The sequence below is a fragment of the Pseudomonas sp. IC_126 genome (genome assembly GCF_004331835.1).
Classification (GTDB): domain Bacteria; phylum Pseudomonadota; class Gammaproteobacteria; order Pseudomonadales; family Pseudomonadaceae; genus Stutzerimonas.
The window spans coordinates 72,269-88,250 of sequence record NZ_SJSS01000009.1; the positions used below are offsets into that span (position 1 = coordinate 72,269).

A 15,982-nucleotide genomic window follows, 5' to 3' on the forward strand; every position below is an offset into this window, starting at 1 on the left:
AGGGCGCCTTTTTCCATTTCGCAGCTTTACTAGCGACCCAGCAATTTCGCCAGCCCCATCCGCATATCAGTCGCTGGCTCCGGCAACCGAAAGCGCTGCAGCAGGCGTGCATTGTCGGCTCGCGAGTGGCGGATATCGCCACTTCGCGCCGCCTGGTAACTGACCGGCGGCAGCCCGCCCAGCACATCGCCAATGGACGCCAGCAACTCGTTCAGCGAAGTGGCGCGATTGAGCCCGACATTGATCGCACCCGCGTCCACTTCAGTGCTCTCCAGCGCCTGCACCAGCACCTCGACCAGATCGCCGACGTAAAGGAAATCGCGGGTCTGTTCGCCGTCGCCGAACACCGCGATCGGCAGGCCTTTCTGCGCACGCTCGGTGAAGATGCTGATCACCCCGGAGTACGGCGATGAAGGGTCCTGACGAGGGCCGAAGATATTGAAGAACCGGAAGATGACCGGCTCCAGTCCATGCTGGCGGCGGTAGAAATCCAGGTAATGCTCGCTGGCAAGCTTGTCCGCCGCATAAGGTGTCAGCGGCGCTTTCGGGGTTTCTTCATCAATGGGCTGCCCTTCGCCATTGTTGCCGTAGACGGCAGCGCTCGACGCAAAGACGACTCGGCGAATACCTTCGTCGCGCATGGCCTCGCACAGGTTCAACGTGCCGACCAGATTGCTCTGGTGTGTACCCACCGGGTCATCGACCGATGCTTGCACCGATGCCACGGCAGCCAGATGCACCACGGCTCGCACGCCACGGACAGCCCGCCGCATGACCTGCGCGTCGGCGACGTCGCCCTCGATCAACTCCACGCGCACACCGTCCGGCAGGTTGCTGCGTTTGCCCGTGGACAAGTTGTCCAGCACCCGCACCGCATAGCCGCGAGCAACCAATGCATCGACGAGGTTCGAGCCGATGAAACCGGCGCCCCCGGTAACCAGAATCGGTGATTCAACCATGTCGGTAGTAACGCTCCAGGAGGCTCGGCAATCCGGTACGCCAGGCGCGCGGCTTGATTCCGAAAGTATTGAAGATTTTCTTGCAGGCCAGCACACCATGCTGCGGCTCGTCCTGAGCGTCTGGACAGCTTGCGTGCGCGACCGGGGTCAGGCTATCGATTTTCAACTGACGATGGTGGGCGGCCTCGGCAAGCAGCGCCTGACCGACCACCAATGGTGTCGACGCCTCGTGCCCACCATAGTGATAGGTGCCCCACAGCGGCGCCCTACAGTCCAGCTGCTTCAGCACGGCAAGGATGACACGCGCCGCATCGTCGACAGGCGTCGGATTGCCACGGCGGTCATCGGCAACAGACAGCTCATCGTCCTGTTCGAGACGCTGCAGAAACCGCCCAAGCAAACCGTCCGAACTATCGTCCAGCAACCAACCGAACCGCAGCAGAACGTGTCGCGGGCAGAGCGCGCGAACGCTCTGCTCGATACGCCAGAGCGCACGGCTGCGCGCATCCAGCGGCGCCACTTCGTCCTTCTCGCTGTAAGCGGTGGTGCGAGCGCCATCAAACACGCGGTAGCTGGAGGGCTGCATCAGTACGAACTCGTGATGCTGGCAAAGCTCTGCCAACCGCTCTACCGCTCGCTCCTGATGGGCAAGCACAGCTTCATCGACATGGCCGATCTGAAACCAGTCGAAATAATAGGCGAGGTTGATCACGACATCCGGGCGATTGTCGTCGAGCAATTTGGTCAGGCTGGGCGCGTCCCAACCCTGGTCGGGCGGGCGCGGTGCGAGGAAGCTTATATCTTCCTCGGCGCCGAGGCGGATAAGCGCCTGACCCAGGGCATTGCCGCCGCCCAACAGCATCAGGCGCATTCGCATGGAGAGAACTCTAGAACGGGATATCGTCGTCGAAGCTGTCGTAGTCCGGTGCCGGCTGCTGAGCTGGCTGCGGCTGAGACTGCGGGCGCGACTGCTGTTGCGGCTCGCGTTGCGGACGCGGCTGGGATTGACGTGGCGCATCGTCGGAACTGCCACCACGGCCGCCGAGCAGCTGCATGGTGCCGCCCATATCAACCACAATCTCGGTGGTGTAGCGCTTGACGCCGTCCTTTTCCCATTCGCGGGTTTGCAGGCGGCCTTCGATGTAGCACTGCGAGCCCTTGCGCAGGTACTCGCCAGCGATTTCAGCCACCTTGCCGAACAACACGACACGGTGCCACTCGGTGCGCTCTTGCTGCTGGCCGGTCTGCTTGTCCTTCCAGCTGTCGGTGGTGGCCAGCGTAATGTTGGTCACCGCATTGCCATTGGGCATGTAGCGGGTTTCCGGGTCGCCGCCGACATTGCCGATCAAGATGACTTTATTCACCCCTCTGGCCATGGGTAACTCCTTTGTTTGAACATGAGTTTGGGTTGGCTCACTGGAGAGCGCTCCGTGACGGAGCGAAAGCCAATGGCCGTGAATCTTACCTCACCGCCCCTTGCCGGCCAACCGGGATGGTCTCAGGCAGAGGCACAGTCGGCAGCGAGAGGCGCGCCCGGCCCGCATCAGCGAAAGGGTGTTCAGGCGACCAGGCGGTCGAGCGCTTCCCGATCCAACACCTGCATGTCGACCTTAACGTAGGCGGCCGACTCATCGGCAATCACCACAGCATCCGACACACCAGGCACCGCCAATATATGCTCGGCAAGGGCGGGGTTTCGCAACGCATCGGTCGACAATGGCAGCCGCAAACCGGTGACGTAAGGCGGCTCGCGCATGCCCCAGACCACCATCAGCCACAGCCCGCAGAGCACGGCGCAGCCGGCGAAAACCAGCGCAAGGCCACCCTGCTGGTAAAACCATCCACCCAAGACGCCGCCAATACCGGCACCGAGAAACTGGCTCGTTGAGTAAACACCCATCGCCGTACCCTTGCCACCGGCCGGCGCCACCTTGCTGATCAGCGAAGGCAAGGAGGCTTCCAGCAGATTGAATGCGATGAAGAACACGATCATGCCGACGACCAATGCCCAGAGCCCGTGACCGAGCCACCAGAAGAACAGCTCGGCGAATAGCAGAACCCCCACGGCGCCCAAGACGACGCGCTTCATCTGCCGCTTTTTTTCGCCATAAATGATGAAGGGCACCATGCCGAAGAATCCGACCACCAGGGCGGTGAGATAGACCCACCAGTGCTCATCCCTGGGCAGCGCCGCTTCGTCCACCAAGGCCAGCGGCAATGCGACGAAACTGGCCATGAGAATCGCATGCAATACGAAGATGCTGAAATCCAGGCGCAGGAGGCTCGGATGACGCAGCGTCTCGCCGAGCGCCTGCCTGGCCACACCCGACTCACGATGGCGCAGATGACGATGGGCGCGCGGCAACGTGGCGACGACCAGCATACCCAGCAGCGCCATCCCCGCCGTCGCCCAGAACAGGCCGGACAGACCGAACGCACGCGTCAGCAGCGGCCCGAGAATCATCGCCACAGCGAATGAAACACCAATGCTCATACCGATCATCGCCATCGCCTTGGTGCGATGCTGCTCGCGGGTGAGATCAGACAGCAGCGCCATCACCGCCGCGGAAATGGCGCCAGCTCCCTGCAGCACGCGGCCGGCGATGACGCCCCAAACGGAATCAGCCGTCGCGGCGAGTACCGCACCCGCGGCAAAGATCAGCAAGCCAAAGTAGATCACCGGCAGACGGCCAATTCGATCAGAAAGCATGCCGAACGGAATTTGTAGCACCGCCTGGGTCAAACCATAGGCACCGATAGCGAGACCGATCAGTGCCGGTGTGGCTCCCTGCAGCTCCATGCCATAGGTCGCCAGTACTGGCAGCACCATGAACATGCCGAGCATGCGAAACGCGAAAACCAGGGCCAGCCCGGATGCTGCGCGAGTTTCGCTGGCGCTCATGCGCTCGCTGTAGGGATCCTGCATGTGGGGTCTCGCCTGAATGAACCGGCGGCGATTCTAACAGCCATCCCGCGGTTCGGCACAGGCTGGCTACTTTGCCGCTGTGTCGCACCTGGCCGTATAATTTCGGGTTTTCGCCCGCGACGCGAGGCTGCTTTGGACAAGATTCTGATTCGTGGGGCTCGTACCCATAACCTGAAAAACATCGACCTGACCCTGCCACGCGACAAGCTGATCGTGATCACGGGTCTGTCGGGTTCCGGCAAATCCTCGCTGGCCTTCGATACGCTTTATGCCGAAGGTCAGCGGCGCTATGTCGAATCGCTCTCGGCGTACGCCCGGCAATTTCTATCGATGATGGAAAAGCCCGACGTCGACACCATCGAAGGCCTCTCCCCGGCCATCTCCATCGAGCAGAAGTCGACTTCCCACAATCCCCGGTCGACCGTCGGCACCATTACCGAGATCTACGATTACCTGCGCTTGCTCTATGCACGCGTCGGTACGCCGCGCTGTCCGGATCACGATGCACCGCTGGAAGCCCAGACGGTCAGCCAGATGGTCGATCAGGTGCTGGCACTACCGGAAGGCCGCAAGCTGATGCTGCTCGCCCCCGTCATTCGCGAACGCAAGGGCGAGCATCTGGCGGTGTTCGATGAGCTGCGCGCGCAGGGCTTCGTACGGGCGAGGATCAACGGGCGGCTCTACGAACTCGATGAACTGCCGAAACTCGATAAGCAAAAGAAGCACTCCATCGATGTCGTGGTGGATCGTTTCAAAGTGCGCAGCGACTTGCAGCAGCGTCTCGCCGAATCCTTCGAGACGGCACTCAAGCTCGCCGATGGCATCGCCCTGGTCGCCTCGATGGACGACGAGAGTGACACTGAGGAAATGATTTTCTCAGCCCGCTTCGCCTGCCCAATTTGCGGGCATTCGATCAGCGAGCTCGAGCCCAAGCTGTTCTCGTTCAACAACCCGGCCGGCGCATGCCCGACCTGCGACGGCCTGGGCGTCAAACAGTTCTTCGATGCCAAACGCCTGGTCAATGGCGAGCTGACCCTGGCTGAGGGCGCCATTCGCGGCTGGGATCGGCGCAACGTCTATTACTTCCAGATGCTCGGCTCGCTCGCATCGCATTATGGTTTCAGTCTTGACGAGCCATTCGACTCCCTGCCGGCGGAGCAGCAGAAAGTCGTCTTGCGCGGCAGTGGAAAGGAGAATGTGGACTTCCGCTATCTGAACGACCGCGGCGATATCGTCAAACGCTCTCACCCCTTCGAGGGAATCATCCCCAACCTCGAGCGTCGCTACCGGGAAACCGAATCCAATTCGGTACGTGAAGAACTGGGCAAATATCTCAGTACTCAGCCCTGCCCGGAATGCCGCGGCACCCGCCTGCGTCGCGAAGCACGCCATGTATGGGTCGGGGACAAGACCCTGCCGGCGGTGACTGGCCTGCCGATCGGCGATGCCACCGAGTATTTCGGTGACCTCTCGCTCACCGGACGTCGCGGTGAGATCGCCGACAAGATTCTCAAGGAGATTCGCGAACGGCTGCAGTTCCTGGTCAACGTAGGCCTCGACTACCTGACGCTGGACCGCAGCGCCGACACCCTGTCCGGCGGCGAAGCTCAGCGCATCCGCCTAGCCAGCCAGATCGGCGCGGGTCTGGTCGGGGTCATGTACATTCTCGACGAACCCTCTATCGGCCTGCATCAGCGCGACAATGAACGCCTGCTCGGCACCCTGCGTCACCTGCGCGACATCGGCAATACGGTGATCGTCGTCGAGCATGATGAAGACGCTATACGCCTCGCCGACTACGTGGTCGACATAGGTCCCGGCGCCGGCGTGCATGGTGGACAGATCGTGGCGCAAGGCACGCCGGACGAGGTGATGAACAATCCCGCCTCGCTGACTGGCGGCTATCTTTCCGGCCGGGTGAATATTCTCTACCCCGCGCAACGCACCCCTCGCGATACGAGCAAGCTGCTCAGGCTCAAGGGCGCACGCGGCAACAATCTGCGCAACGTCGATCTGGAAATCCCCGTGGGCCTGCTGACCTGCATCACCGGGGTGTCGGGCTCGGGCAAGTCGACGCTGATCAACAACACGCTCTTTCCGATCACCGCCACGGCCCTGAACGGCGCGACGACGCTCGAGGTGGCACCTCATGATTCGTTCGATGGTCTGCAGCATCTGGACAAGGTGGTGGACATCGACCAGAGCCCGATAGGACGCACACCGCGCTCTAACCCTGCGACCTATACCGGACTGTTCACGCCGATCCGCGAGCTTTTCGCTGGCGTACCTGAAGCCCGCTCTCGCGGTTACGGCCCGGGGCGGTTCTCCTTCAACGTCAAGGGCGGGCGCTGCGAGGCCTGCCAGGGCGACGGCGTGATCAAGGTGGAAATGCACTTCCTGCCGGATATCTACGTGCCCTGCGACGTGTGCAAGGGCAAGCGCTACAACCGCGAAACGCTGGAAGTGAAGTACAAAGGCAAAAGCATTACCGAAGTGCTGGATATGACCATCGAAGAGGCGCGGGAATTCTTCGCTCCAGTGCCAGCCGTCGCACGCAAGCTGCAGACGCTAATCGATGTGGGGCTGTCCTACATCAAGCTCGGACAGAGCGCGACCACCCTATCAGGAGGCGAGGCACAACGGGTCAAGCTGTCGCGCGAGCTGTCCAAACGGGATACCGGCAAGACGCTGTACATCCTCGACGAGCCCACCACGGGGTTGCACTTCGCCGATATCCAGCAGTTGCTGGATGTGTTGCACCGCCTTCGCGATCACGGCAATACGGTGGTAGTCATCGAGCACAATCTGGACGTGATCAAGACGGCGGATTGGCTGGTGGATCTCGGCCCCGAAGGGGGCTCGAAAGGCGGTCAGATCATCGCTACGGGCACCCCCGAAAACGTTGCCGAGATGCCGCAGTCGCATACCGGTCACTTTCTTAAACCGTTGCTTGAGCGTGATCAAGCCCGGCATAAATGAACGCTACAGGTTTGCCCCGAGCCCTATCGTAAATCCGACCCGATACGAAAGCCCGCAGCATGCTGCGGGCTATTTCGTCACAGAAGGCTTAAGCCAGCGCCTCCTCGACAGGGAGGTCCAACGCCTTGGCGATACCGGTACCGTAGGCTGGATCAGCCAAGTAGCAGTGCTTGATATGCCGCAGCTTGATATGCCGTGCCGCATCGCCCATCGCCCGCGCTGTGTTCTCGAATAGACGCTGCTGTTCGTCCGCCTCCATCAACCGGAACAGATCGCCTGGCTGAGTGAAGTAGTCCGCATCGTCCAACCGGTAATCGTAACGGGCGGCGGCGCCTTCGAGCGCCAACGGCGGCTCGCTGAAGTCTGGCTGCTCACGCCATTCCCCGTAAGTGTTCGGCTGGTAATGCAAGCGACCACCGTGGTTGCCATCGACCCGCATCGCGCCATCGCGATGGAAGCTGTGCACTGGGCAGCGCGGCGCGTTCACCGGGATCTGGTGATGGTTGACGCCCAAGCGGTAGCGCTGCGCATCGCCGTAGGAAAACAGGCGCCCCTGAAGCATGCGGTCCGGCGAGAAGCTGATGCCCGGCACCACGTTCGCGGGCGTGAATGCCGCCTGCTCGACATCCTGGAAGTAATTGTCGGCGTTGCGGTTGAGCTCGTAGTAACCCACTTCGATCAGCGGGTAATCCTTCTTCGACCAGACCTTGGTCAGATCGAACGGATGGAAACGATAGCTTGCCGCCTCAGCTTCGGGCATTACCTGCACGTACATGGTCCAGCGAGGGAAATCGCCACGCTCGATCGCCTCGAACAGATCACGCTGAGAGCTTTCACGATCGCCAGCAACGATAGCTGCTGCTTCGGCGTCGGTGAGGTTCTTGATGCCCTGCTGGGTTTTGAAATGGAACTTGACCCAGTACCGCTGGTGATCGGCGCTGATAAAGCTGTAGGTGTGCGAGCCGAAACCATGCATGTGCCGGTAGGAGGCCGGTATCCCACGGTCGCCCATCACATAGGTAATCTGGTGCAGCGCCTCCGGCAGGCCGGTCCAGAAGTCCCAGTTATTATTGGCACTACGCATGTTGGTGCGCGGGTCGCGTTTGACCGCGTGGTTCAGATCGGGGAATTTCAGTGGATCGCGGAAAAAGAACACTGGCGTGTTGTTGCCGACCATGTCCCAGTTGCCTTGCTCGGTGTAGAACTTCAGGGCATAGCCGCGAATATCACGTTCGGCATCGGCAGCACCGCGCTCGCCGGCAACGGTAGAGAACCGCGCAAACATCGGTGTTTTTTTGCCCACTTCCGAGAAAATCACCGCCTTGGTGTAGCGGGTAATGTCATGAGTAACAACGAACTCACCAAAGGCGCCAGAGCCTTTGGCATGCATACGCCGCTCAGGGATCACTTCACGATCGAAATGTGCGAGCTTCTCTAGAAACCACACGTCCTGCAGCAACATGGGACCGCGCGGACCGGCGGTCATGGAATTCTGGTTTTCGGCTACCGGGGCACCGGCGACGGTAGTGAGTTTGGGCTGATCGGTCATGGCTACTACTCCGTGGCAATTCGAGAACTATCCAGTGTCGGTCACGTCACCGGCTGGTTGAGTGCCATCATATGAATCGCAACCAATACACTCTAATGATCAAGATCAACGCTACCGATAGCCAAAATCTTCAGACGAAAAAAAACCGAGCCTGAAGGCTCGGTTTTCTTGACGAAGCTAGCTTACTCAGCTGCTTCGACTTCACCGGTAACCGGACGGTCAACCAGCTCCACATAAGCCATGGGCGCATTGTCCCCAGCGCGGAAACCGCACTTGAGAATACGCAGGTAACCACCTTGGCGGGTGGCATAACGCGGACCCAGGTCATTGAACAGTTTGCCAACGATAGCCTTCGAGCGAGTACGGTCGAAAGCCAGACGACGGTTGGCGACGCTGTCTTCCTTGGCCAGGGTGATCAGCGGCTCGGCAACGCGACGCAGTTCCTTGGCCTTAGGCAGGGTTGTTTTGATCAGTTCGTGCTCGAACAGCGACACCGCCATGTTCTGGAACATGGCCTTGCGGTGTGCGCTTGTGCGGCTGAGATGACGGCCACTTTTACGATGACGCATGATTGAAATTCCTTACCAAACGATCAGTTCGGTGACTATGGGCGATCAGGCCGTAGCCTTATCGTCCTTCTTGAGACTTGCCGGCGGCCAATTGTCGAGACGCATGCCCAGGGACAGACCACGAGAGGCCAGAACGTCTTTGATTTCGGTCAGAGACTTCTTGCCCAAGTTCGGCGTTTTCAACAGCTCGACTTCGGTGCGCTGAATCAGATCACCGATGTAGTAGATGTTTTCTGCTTTGAGGCAGTTGGCCGAACGAACGGTCAGCTCCAGATCATCAACCGGACGCAGCAGGATCGGATCGATCTCGTCTTCCTGCTCGACTACAACCGGCTCGCTGTCTCCCTTGAGGTCGACAAATGCGGCCAGCTGCTGCTGCAGAATAGTCGCGGCACGACGGATCGCCTCTTCGGGATCCAAAGTGCCATTGGTTTCCAGGTCAATGACCAGCTTGTCCAGGTTGGTACGCTGCTCGACACGAGCGTTTTCGACCACATAAGCCACGCGACGGACCGGGCTGAAGGTGGCGTCGAGCTGCAGACGACCGATGCTACGGCTTTCGTCCTCGTCGCTCTGACGCGCATCAGCAGGCTCGTAACCACGGCCGCGAGCGACCTTGAGCTTCATGTTGATCGAACCATTAGCCGCCAGGTTGGCGATCAGATGATCGCCATTGACGATTTCGACATCGTGATCCAGCTGGATATCGGCAGCGGTAACAGCGCCCGCGCCCTTCTTCACCAGGCTCAAGGTCACTTCATCACGGCCGTGCAGCTTGATGGCGATACCTTTGAGATTGAGCAGGATTTCAATGACATCTTCCTGCACGCCCTCGATAGCGCTGTACTCGTGGAGCACACCGTCGATCTCAGCCTCGACCACAGCACAGCCGGGCATGGAGGACAACAGAATACGACGCAGCGCGTTGCCCAGGGTATGGCCGAAACCACGCTCGAGAGGTTCGAGCGTGATCTTGGCACGGGTCGGACTGACCACCTGCACATCGATATGGCGGGGGGTCAGGAACTCATTTACCGAAATCTGCATGGATACACCTATTTTCTAGCCCTTACTTGGAGTAGAGCTCGACAATCAGGTTTTCGTTGATGTCGGCGGACAGATCACTGCGAGCCGGAACATTCTTGAAAACGCCGGATTTCTTGTCGGCATCTACTTCGACCCACTCAACACGACCGCGCTGTACGCACAGTTCCAGGGCTTGGGCGATACGCAGCTGGTTACGGCACTTCTCGCGAACGGCAACCACGTCACCAGCTTTGACCTGGTAGGACGGAACGTTCACGGTCTTGCCATTTACACTGATTGCCTTGTGGGAAACCAGCTGACGCGATTCAGCACGAGTAGAGCCGAAGCCCATGCGGTAAACCACGTTATCCAGACGGCACTCCAGCAGTTGCAGCAAATTCTCGCCGGTAGCGCCCTTGCGGCTAGCCGCTTCCTTGTAGTAACCGCTGAACTGGCGCTCGAGCACTCCATAGATACGACGGACCTTCTGCTTCTCACGCAGCTGAGTACCGTAATCAGACAGACGTCCACGGCGCTGGCCGTGAACACCTGGCGGGGTTTCAATGTTGCATTTCGATTCGAGCGCGCGCGCACCACTCTTCAGAAAGAGATCGGTGCCTTCACGACGAGACAGTTTGCACTTGGGACCAATATAACGAGCCATTCTTCACTGTCTCCTGATTACACGCGACGCTTCTTCGGCGGACGGCACCCGTTATGCGGGATCGGCGTCACGTCGGTGATGCTGGCGATTTTATAACCACAACCGTTCAAAGCACGAACAGCGGATTCACGACCCGGGCCTGGACCTTTGACGTTGACATCAAGGTTCTTGAGACCATATTCCAGAGCGGCCTGACCGGCGCGCTCAGCAGCTACCTGAGCAGCGAACGGGGTGCTTTTACGCGAACCACGGAAGCCCGAGCCACCGGAAGTAGCCCAGGACAATGCGTTGCCCTGGCGATCGGTGATCGTGATGATGGTGTTATTGAAAGACGCATGGATATGGGCGATGCCATCAACCACTGTCTTTTTGACTTTTTTACGAGGACGAGCAGCAGGTTTTGCCATTACTTAAATTCCTACGCGATTACTTGCGGATCGGCTTGCGCGGGCCCTTACGGGTGCGGGCGTTGGTCTTGGTACGCTGACCGCGCACCGGCAGACCACGACGATGACGCAGGCCGCGGTAGCAACCTAGGTCCATCAAGCGCTTGATCTTCATGTTGACTTCGCGACGCAGATCACCCTCAACGATGAACTTTGCCACTTCGCCGCGCAGCAGTTCGACCTGCTCGTCGGAGAGATCTTTGATTTTCGCTGCCGGGTTTACGCCGGTAGCTGCGCAGATAGTCTGCGCACGAGTGCGACCAACACCATAGATGTAGGTCAGCGAGATAACAGTGTGCTTGTTATCTGGAATGTTTACGCCTGCAATACGGGCCATTCAGTGAAACTCCAATTGACAGCTACCCAACGCCCCGGAAGCCAAGAAAAGGGCGCGAGATACTAACGCTGTAATAACAAATAATCAACCCGGCAGCGCACTAGCTACCGGGCTCGAGCCTTAGCTCACAATCAGCCTTGGCGCTGCTTGTGACGCGGTTCTGCACTGCAGATCACCCGAATGACGCCTTCGCGACGGACAATTTTGCAGTTGCGGCACAGTTTTTTGACCGATGCACGAACTTTCATGACAACTCCTGGAACCTTACGAACTACCTTCAGCGGAGCATTCCGCTGCCATAGCCCTTCAGGTTGGCTTTTTTCATCAGGGAATCGTACTGGTGAGACATGAGGTGCGACTGCACTTGAGACATGAAGTCCATTACAACCACGACCACAATCAGCAACGATGTCCCGCCAAGGTAGAACGGCACATTTGCAGCAACCACAAGGAACTGAGGCAGCAAGCATACAGCCGTCATGTACAGGGCGCCGAACATGGTCAAGCGAGTCAATACGCCATCAATATAGCGCGCCGACTGCTCGCCAGGCCGAATCCCCGGGATAAACGCACCGGACTTCTTCAGATTTTCCGCAACATCTTTCGGATTGAACATCAATGCCGTGTAGAAGAAGCAGAAGAAGATGATACCGGCGCTGAACAACAGGATATTCAACGGCTGACCAGGAGCGATCGACTGAGAAATATCAGCCAACCAACCCATGCTCTCCGACTGACCGAACCACTGCCCCAGCGAAGCAGGGAACAGCAGAATGCTACTGGCGAAGATGGCTGGAATAACTCCAGCCATGTTGACCTTCAGCGGCAGGTGGCTCGTCTGCGCAGCAAAGACCTTACGACCCTGCTGACGCTTGGCATAGTGCACGGCGATACGCCGCTGCCCACGCTCGATGAAGACCACAAAACCGATGATGGCAACAGCCACCAGCCCAACAGCCAGCAGCGCGATGATATTCACATCACCCTGCCGCGCGGACTCGAAGGACTGCCCCAGCGCACCCGGAAGACCCGCAACGATACCTGCAAAGATCAACATCGAAATGCCGTTACCGACACCCCGCTCGGTGATCTGCTCGCCCAGCCACATCATGAACATCGCACCAGCCACAAAGGTGGTGATTGCCACGAAGTAGAAGCCGAAGTCATTGCTGAATGCGACTCCCTGTCCGGCGAGGCCGACCGACATGCCAATAGCCTGCACCACGGCAAGCACCAGCGTACCGTAACGCGTGTACTGGCTGATCTTGCGGCGACCGGCCTCACCCTCTTTCTTCAACTGCTCCAACTGAGGGCTGACGGCGGTCATGAGCTGCATGATGATCGACGCCGAAATGTACGGCATGATCCCCAACGCAAAGATACTCATGCGCTCCAGCGCACCACCGGAAAACATATTGAACAGGCTAAGGATGGTCCCTTCGTTCTGACGGAACAGCTCGGCCAACCTGTCGGGATTGATACCCGGCACCGGGATATGCGCTCCAATCCGATAGACGATGATCGCCATCAGCAGAAAACGCAGACGAGCCCAGAGTTCGGACAGCCCGCCGTTACTCAGAGCGGAGAGAGCACCTTGCTTAGCCATTTATTCCTCGAACTTGCCGCCAGCTGCTTCGATAGCCGCACGCGCACCTTTAGTGGCGGCGATGCCCTTCAGAGTTACCGCACGACCAACCTCGCCCGACAGCATGACTTTTACACGCTGAACGTTCTGATTGATGATGTCGGCATCCTTGAGGCTCTGCAGAGTAACTACGTCGCCCTGAACCTTTGCCAGTTCGGATGTACGCACCTCGGCGCGATCCATGGCTTTCAGCGAGACGAAGCCGAACTTCGGCAGACGGCGGTGCAACGGCTGCTGGCCGCCCTCGAACCCGGGAGCGATCTTGCCGCCGGAGCGGGAAGTCTGACCTTTGTGACCACGGCCACCGGTCTTGCCGAGGCCGCTGCCGATACCACGGCCCGGACGCAGCTTTTCGCGACGGGCGCCCGGCGCAGAACGCAGATCGTTCAGTTGCATGGCTTAGCCCTCCACACGGAGCATGTAGTAAGCCTTGTTGATCATGCCGCGGTTTTCAGGAGTGTCCTGAACCTCAACGGTATGACCAATGCGACGCAGGCCGAGACCCTTGACGCAAAGCTTGTGATTAGGAATACGACCGCTGACGCTTTTGATCAGCGTGACCTTGACGGTGTTAGCCATGATCAGGAAATCTCCTCAACGCTCTTGCCACGCTTGGCAGCGATCGACTCAGGCGACTGCATGGCTTTCAGACCTTTGAACGTAGCGTGAACCACGTTGACCGGGTTGGTAGAGCCGTAGCACTTGGCCAAGACGTTCTGCACGCCAGCGACTTCAAGAATGGCGCGCATTGCACCACCGGCGATGACACCGGTACCTTCCGAAGCAGGCTGCATGTAAACCTTGGAGGCGCCATGCGCGGCCTTGGTCGCGTACTGCAGGGTAGTACCGTTCAGGTCAACCTGGATCATGTTGCGGCGAGCCGCTTCCATGGCCTTCTGAATGGCAGCCGGCACTTCGCGGGACTTGCCACGACCGAAACCTACGCGACCTTTACCATCACCTACTACAGTCAGTGCGGTGAAGGTGAAGATGCGACCACCTTTTACTGTCTTGGCGACGCGGTTAACTTGAACCAGCTTCTCAATGTAGCCTTCGTCGCGCTTTTGCTCGTTATATGCCATAACTTAGAACTCCAGCCCGCCTTCACGAGCAGCATCAGCCAGTGCCTTGACACGACCATGGTACTTGAAGCCAGAACGGTCGAACGCCACCTGGGTGACACCTGCGGCCTTAGCACGCTCAGCGACCAGCTGACCAACTTTCTTGGCAGCGTCGACGTTGCCGGTGGCACCGCCGCGCAGTTCTTTGTCGAGAGTCGAGGCACTGGCCAGGACCTTGCCGCCGTCGGCCGAAAGGACCTGGGCGTAGATGTGCTGGGAAGAGCGGTACACACAAAGGCGTACGACTTCCAGCTCGCGCATCTTCAGGCGTGCCTTGCGAGCGCGACGCAGACGAGTAACTTTCTTTACGCTCATTTGCTATGCCCTACTTCTTCTTAGCTTCTTTACGACGGACCACTTCGTCCGAGTAACGTACGCCTTTGCCCTTGTAAGGCTCAGGGCGACGGAAGTCACGGATTTCAGCAGCCACCTGACCGACCAGTTGCTTATCGACTCCCTTGATCAGGATATCGGTCTGGCTGGGGGTCTCAGCGGTAACGCCTTGCGGCAGCTCATATTCCACCGGGTGCGAGAAGCCGAGAGCCAGGGACAGCACTTGACCTTTGGCTTGCGCCTTGTAACCAACACCAACCAGCTGAAGCTTGCGCTCGAAGCCTTGGCTGACGCCAATCACCATGTTGTTAACCAGCGCACGGGTGGTACCGGCCATGGCACGGTTCTGCTGATCGCCATTACGCGCAGCAAAACGGAGCTCACCAGCCTCATGGATCACTTCCACAGAGGAGTGTACGTTCAGTTCAAGAGCGCCCTTGGCACCCTTCACCGAAAGCTGCTGGCCAGACATGTTGAATTCAACACCAGCGGGCAGCTTGACGGGGTTCTTAGCAACGCGAGACATGCTTATCCCCCCTTAGAACACTGTGCAGAGCACTTCGCCGCCAACGCCAGCAGCGCGAGCAGCACGATCAGTCATCACACCTTTATTGGTGGACACGATCGAAACACCCAGACCGCCACGAACTTTCGGCAACTGATCAACGGATTTGTACTGGCGAAGGCCAGGACGGCTTACGCGCTTCAGCTCTTCGATAACCGGACGACCTTCGAAGTACTTCAGCTCGATAGACAGCTGCGGCTTGGCATCGCTGCTGACGTTGTATCCTGCGATATAGCCTTCACCTTGAAGAACGTTGGCTACAGCCACCTTCAAAGTGGAAGACGGCATGCTTACGACGGACTTTTCGGCCATCTGGGCATTACGGATACGAGTTAGCATGTCCGCTAACGGGTCCTGCATACTCATGGGCTCTTGGCTCCTAATTCTAAAAAATAAGCCCGCGAGGGCTCGTGTCGCCTACTAGATGAACGCGCCTCGAAAGGCGTGAGTCGGGCGAGCCGGACATTCTAGAGACAGTCCAGAAACGAATCAAGCCCCATGAGGGGCTTGATTCGATAGCGGCAGTTCCGGCAGCAATGCCGGAACCTCGTTACCAGCTGGCTTTTACCAGGCCCGGTACGTCGCCACGCATTGCGGCCTGACGCAACATGCTGCGCGCAAGACCAAACTTGCGATACACACCATGCGGACGACCCGTCAGACGGCAACGATTGCGCAGACGCGAAGCGCTGGCATCACGCGGCTGCTTCTGCAGGGCGACCTGGGCCTCCCAACGCGCCTCAGGAGACGACTCGGGATTAGCGATGACAGCTTTCAGCGCGGCACGCTTCTGGGCGTACTTAGCAACCGTTTGCTGACGCTTCAGCTCACGGTTCTTCATGCTTTGCTTAGCCATTTCCTAC

20 protein-coding genes are annotated in these 15,982 nt (G+C 59.0%); 1 reads left to right on the forward strand and 19 read right to left on the reverse strand.

Annotation, left to right across the window (positions count from 1 at the left end; genetic code table 11):
- Positions 1-29 precede the first annotated feature (29 nt).
- The 4 genes from E0D86_RS20740 to E0D86_RS20755 all read right to left on the reverse strand — a co-directional run bounded on the left by E0D86_RS20740 (position 30) and on the right by E0D86_RS20755 (position 3,885).
- Positions 30-959: an NAD-dependent epimerase/dehydratase family protein gene (locus E0D86_RS20740; protein ID WP_131651922.1), complete on the reverse strand. Its 930-nt coding sequence runs from the start codon at positions 957-959 to the stop codon at positions 30-32.
- Positions 952-1,836: a sugar nucleotide-binding protein gene (locus E0D86_RS20745; RefSeq protein ID WP_131651923.1), complete on the reverse strand. Its 885-nt coding sequence runs from the start codon at positions 1,834-1,836 to the stop codon at positions 952-954. Before E0D86_RS20745 ends, E0D86_RS20740 begins: the two co-directional genes overlap by 8 nt.
- A gap of 10 nt (positions 1,837-1,846) precedes the next feature.
- Positions 1,847-2,335 carry a single-stranded DNA-binding protein gene (locus tag E0D86_RS20750; protein ID WP_131651924.1) on the reverse strand — a complete coding sequence of 163 codons (489 nt, stop codon included), beginning with the start codon at positions 2,333-2,335 and terminating at the stop codon, positions 1,847-1,849.
- Positions 2,336-2,517: 182 nt separating this feature from the next.
- Positions 2,518-3,885, reverse strand: a complete 1,368-nt coding sequence (locus E0D86_RS20755; RefSeq protein WP_131651925.1) for an MFS transporter — start codon at positions 3,883-3,885, stop codon at positions 2,518-2,520.
- A gap of 132 nt (positions 3,886-4,017) precedes the next feature.
- Between E0D86_RS20755 and uvrA the strand changes: the two genes are divergently transcribed.
- Positions 4,018-6,864, forward strand: coding sequence for an excinuclease ABC subunit UvrA (gene uvrA / locus E0D86_RS20760; RefSeq protein WP_165914271.1), 2,847 nt, complete (start codon positions 4,018-4,020; stop codon positions 6,862-6,864).
- Between the two features lie 88 nt (positions 6,865-6,952).
- Here the strand turns inward: uvrA and E0D86_RS20765 are convergent, their stop codons facing one another.
- The 15 genes from E0D86_RS20765 to rpsN all read right to left on the reverse strand — a co-directional run bounded on the left by E0D86_RS20765 (position 6,953) and on the right by rpsN (position 15,975).
- Entirely contained in the window at positions 6,953-8,413 is a 1,461-nt protein-coding gene (locus E0D86_RS20765; protein WP_131651927.1) for a catalase, read from the reverse strand.
- A gap of 182 nt (positions 8,414-8,595) precedes the next feature.
- Complete coding sequence (gene rplQ, locus E0D86_RS20770) at positions 8,596-8,982, reverse strand: 50S ribosomal protein L17 (RefSeq protein WP_019339959.1); 387 nt, start codon at positions 8,980-8,982, stop codon at positions 8,596-8,598.
- 45 nt (positions 8,983-9,027) lie between these two features.
- Entirely contained in the window at positions 9,028-10,029 is a 1,002-nt protein-coding gene (gene rpoA, locus E0D86_RS20775) for a DNA-directed RNA polymerase subunit alpha (RefSeq protein ID WP_019339960.1), read from the reverse strand.
- Positions 10,030-10,051: 22 nt separating this feature from the next.
- The gene (gene rpsD, locus E0D86_RS20780; RefSeq protein ID WP_131651928.1) at positions 10,052-10,672 is read right to left on the reverse strand and encodes a 30S ribosomal protein S4; all 621 of its coding nucleotides are present in this window, start codon (positions 10,670-10,672) and stop codon (positions 10,052-10,054) included.
- Positions 10,673-10,689: 17 nt separating this feature from the next.
- Positions 10,690-11,079: a 30S ribosomal protein S11 gene (rpsK, locus tag E0D86_RS20785; protein WP_014854207.1), complete on the reverse strand. Its 390-nt coding sequence runs from the start codon at positions 11,077-11,079 to the stop codon at positions 10,690-10,692.
- A 19-nt stretch (positions 11,080-11,098) separates the two neighbouring features.
- Positions 11,099-11,455, reverse strand: a complete 357-nt coding sequence (gene rpsM, locus E0D86_RS20790; RefSeq protein ID WP_014854208.1) for a 30S ribosomal protein S13 — start codon at positions 11,453-11,455, stop codon at positions 11,099-11,101.
- 131 nt (positions 11,456-11,586) lie between these two features.
- On the reverse strand, positions 11,587-11,703 hold the full coding sequence (gene rpmJ, locus E0D86_RS20795; RefSeq protein ID WP_021209367.1) for a 50S ribosomal protein L36: 117 nt from the start codon (positions 11,701-11,703) through the stop codon (positions 11,587-11,589).
- A gap of 29 nt (positions 11,704-11,732) precedes the next feature.
- A complete protein-coding gene (gene secY, locus E0D86_RS20800; RefSeq protein ID WP_131651929.1) occupies positions 11,733-13,061 on the reverse strand; it encodes a preprotein translocase subunit SecY in 1,329 nt (442 codons plus the stop codon).
- The gene (rplO, locus tag E0D86_RS20805) at positions 13,062-13,496 is read right to left on the reverse strand and encodes a 50S ribosomal protein L15 (RefSeq protein ID WP_045160597.1); all 435 of its coding nucleotides are present in this window, start codon (positions 13,494-13,496) and stop codon (positions 13,062-13,064) included.
- A gap of 3 nt (positions 13,497-13,499) precedes the next feature.
- A complete protein-coding gene (gene rpmD, locus E0D86_RS20810; RefSeq protein ID WP_003281818.1) occupies positions 13,500-13,679 on the reverse strand; it encodes a 50S ribosomal protein L30 in 180 nt (59 codons plus the stop codon).
- A gap of 2 nt (positions 13,680-13,681) precedes the next feature.
- Positions 13,682-14,182, reverse strand: coding sequence for a 30S ribosomal protein S5 (gene rpsE, locus E0D86_RS20815; protein WP_019339966.1), 501 nt, complete (start codon positions 14,180-14,182; stop codon positions 13,682-13,684).
- 3 nt (positions 14,183-14,185) lie between these two features.
- Positions 14,186-14,536, reverse strand: a complete 351-nt coding sequence (gene rplR / locus E0D86_RS20820) for a 50S ribosomal protein L18 (RefSeq protein ID WP_131651930.1) — start codon at positions 14,534-14,536, stop codon at positions 14,186-14,188.
- A gap of 10 nt (positions 14,537-14,546) precedes the next feature.
- A complete protein-coding gene (gene rplF / locus E0D86_RS20825; RefSeq protein WP_019339968.1) occupies positions 14,547-15,080 on the reverse strand; it encodes a 50S ribosomal protein L6 in 534 nt (177 codons plus the stop codon).
- Between the two features lie 12 nt (positions 15,081-15,092).
- Positions 15,093-15,485 (reverse strand): 30S ribosomal protein S8, encoded by a 393-nt coding sequence (rpsH, locus tag E0D86_RS20830; protein ID WP_003281824.1) that lies wholly within the window; start codon positions 15,483-15,485, stop codon positions 15,093-15,095.
- 184 nt (positions 15,486-15,669) lie between these two features.
- Positions 15,670-15,975 (reverse strand): 30S ribosomal protein S14, encoded by a 306-nt coding sequence (gene rpsN / locus E0D86_RS20835; protein WP_131651931.1) that lies wholly within the window; start codon positions 15,973-15,975, stop codon positions 15,670-15,672.
- Between the last annotated feature and the right edge of the window lie 7 nt (positions 15,976-15,982).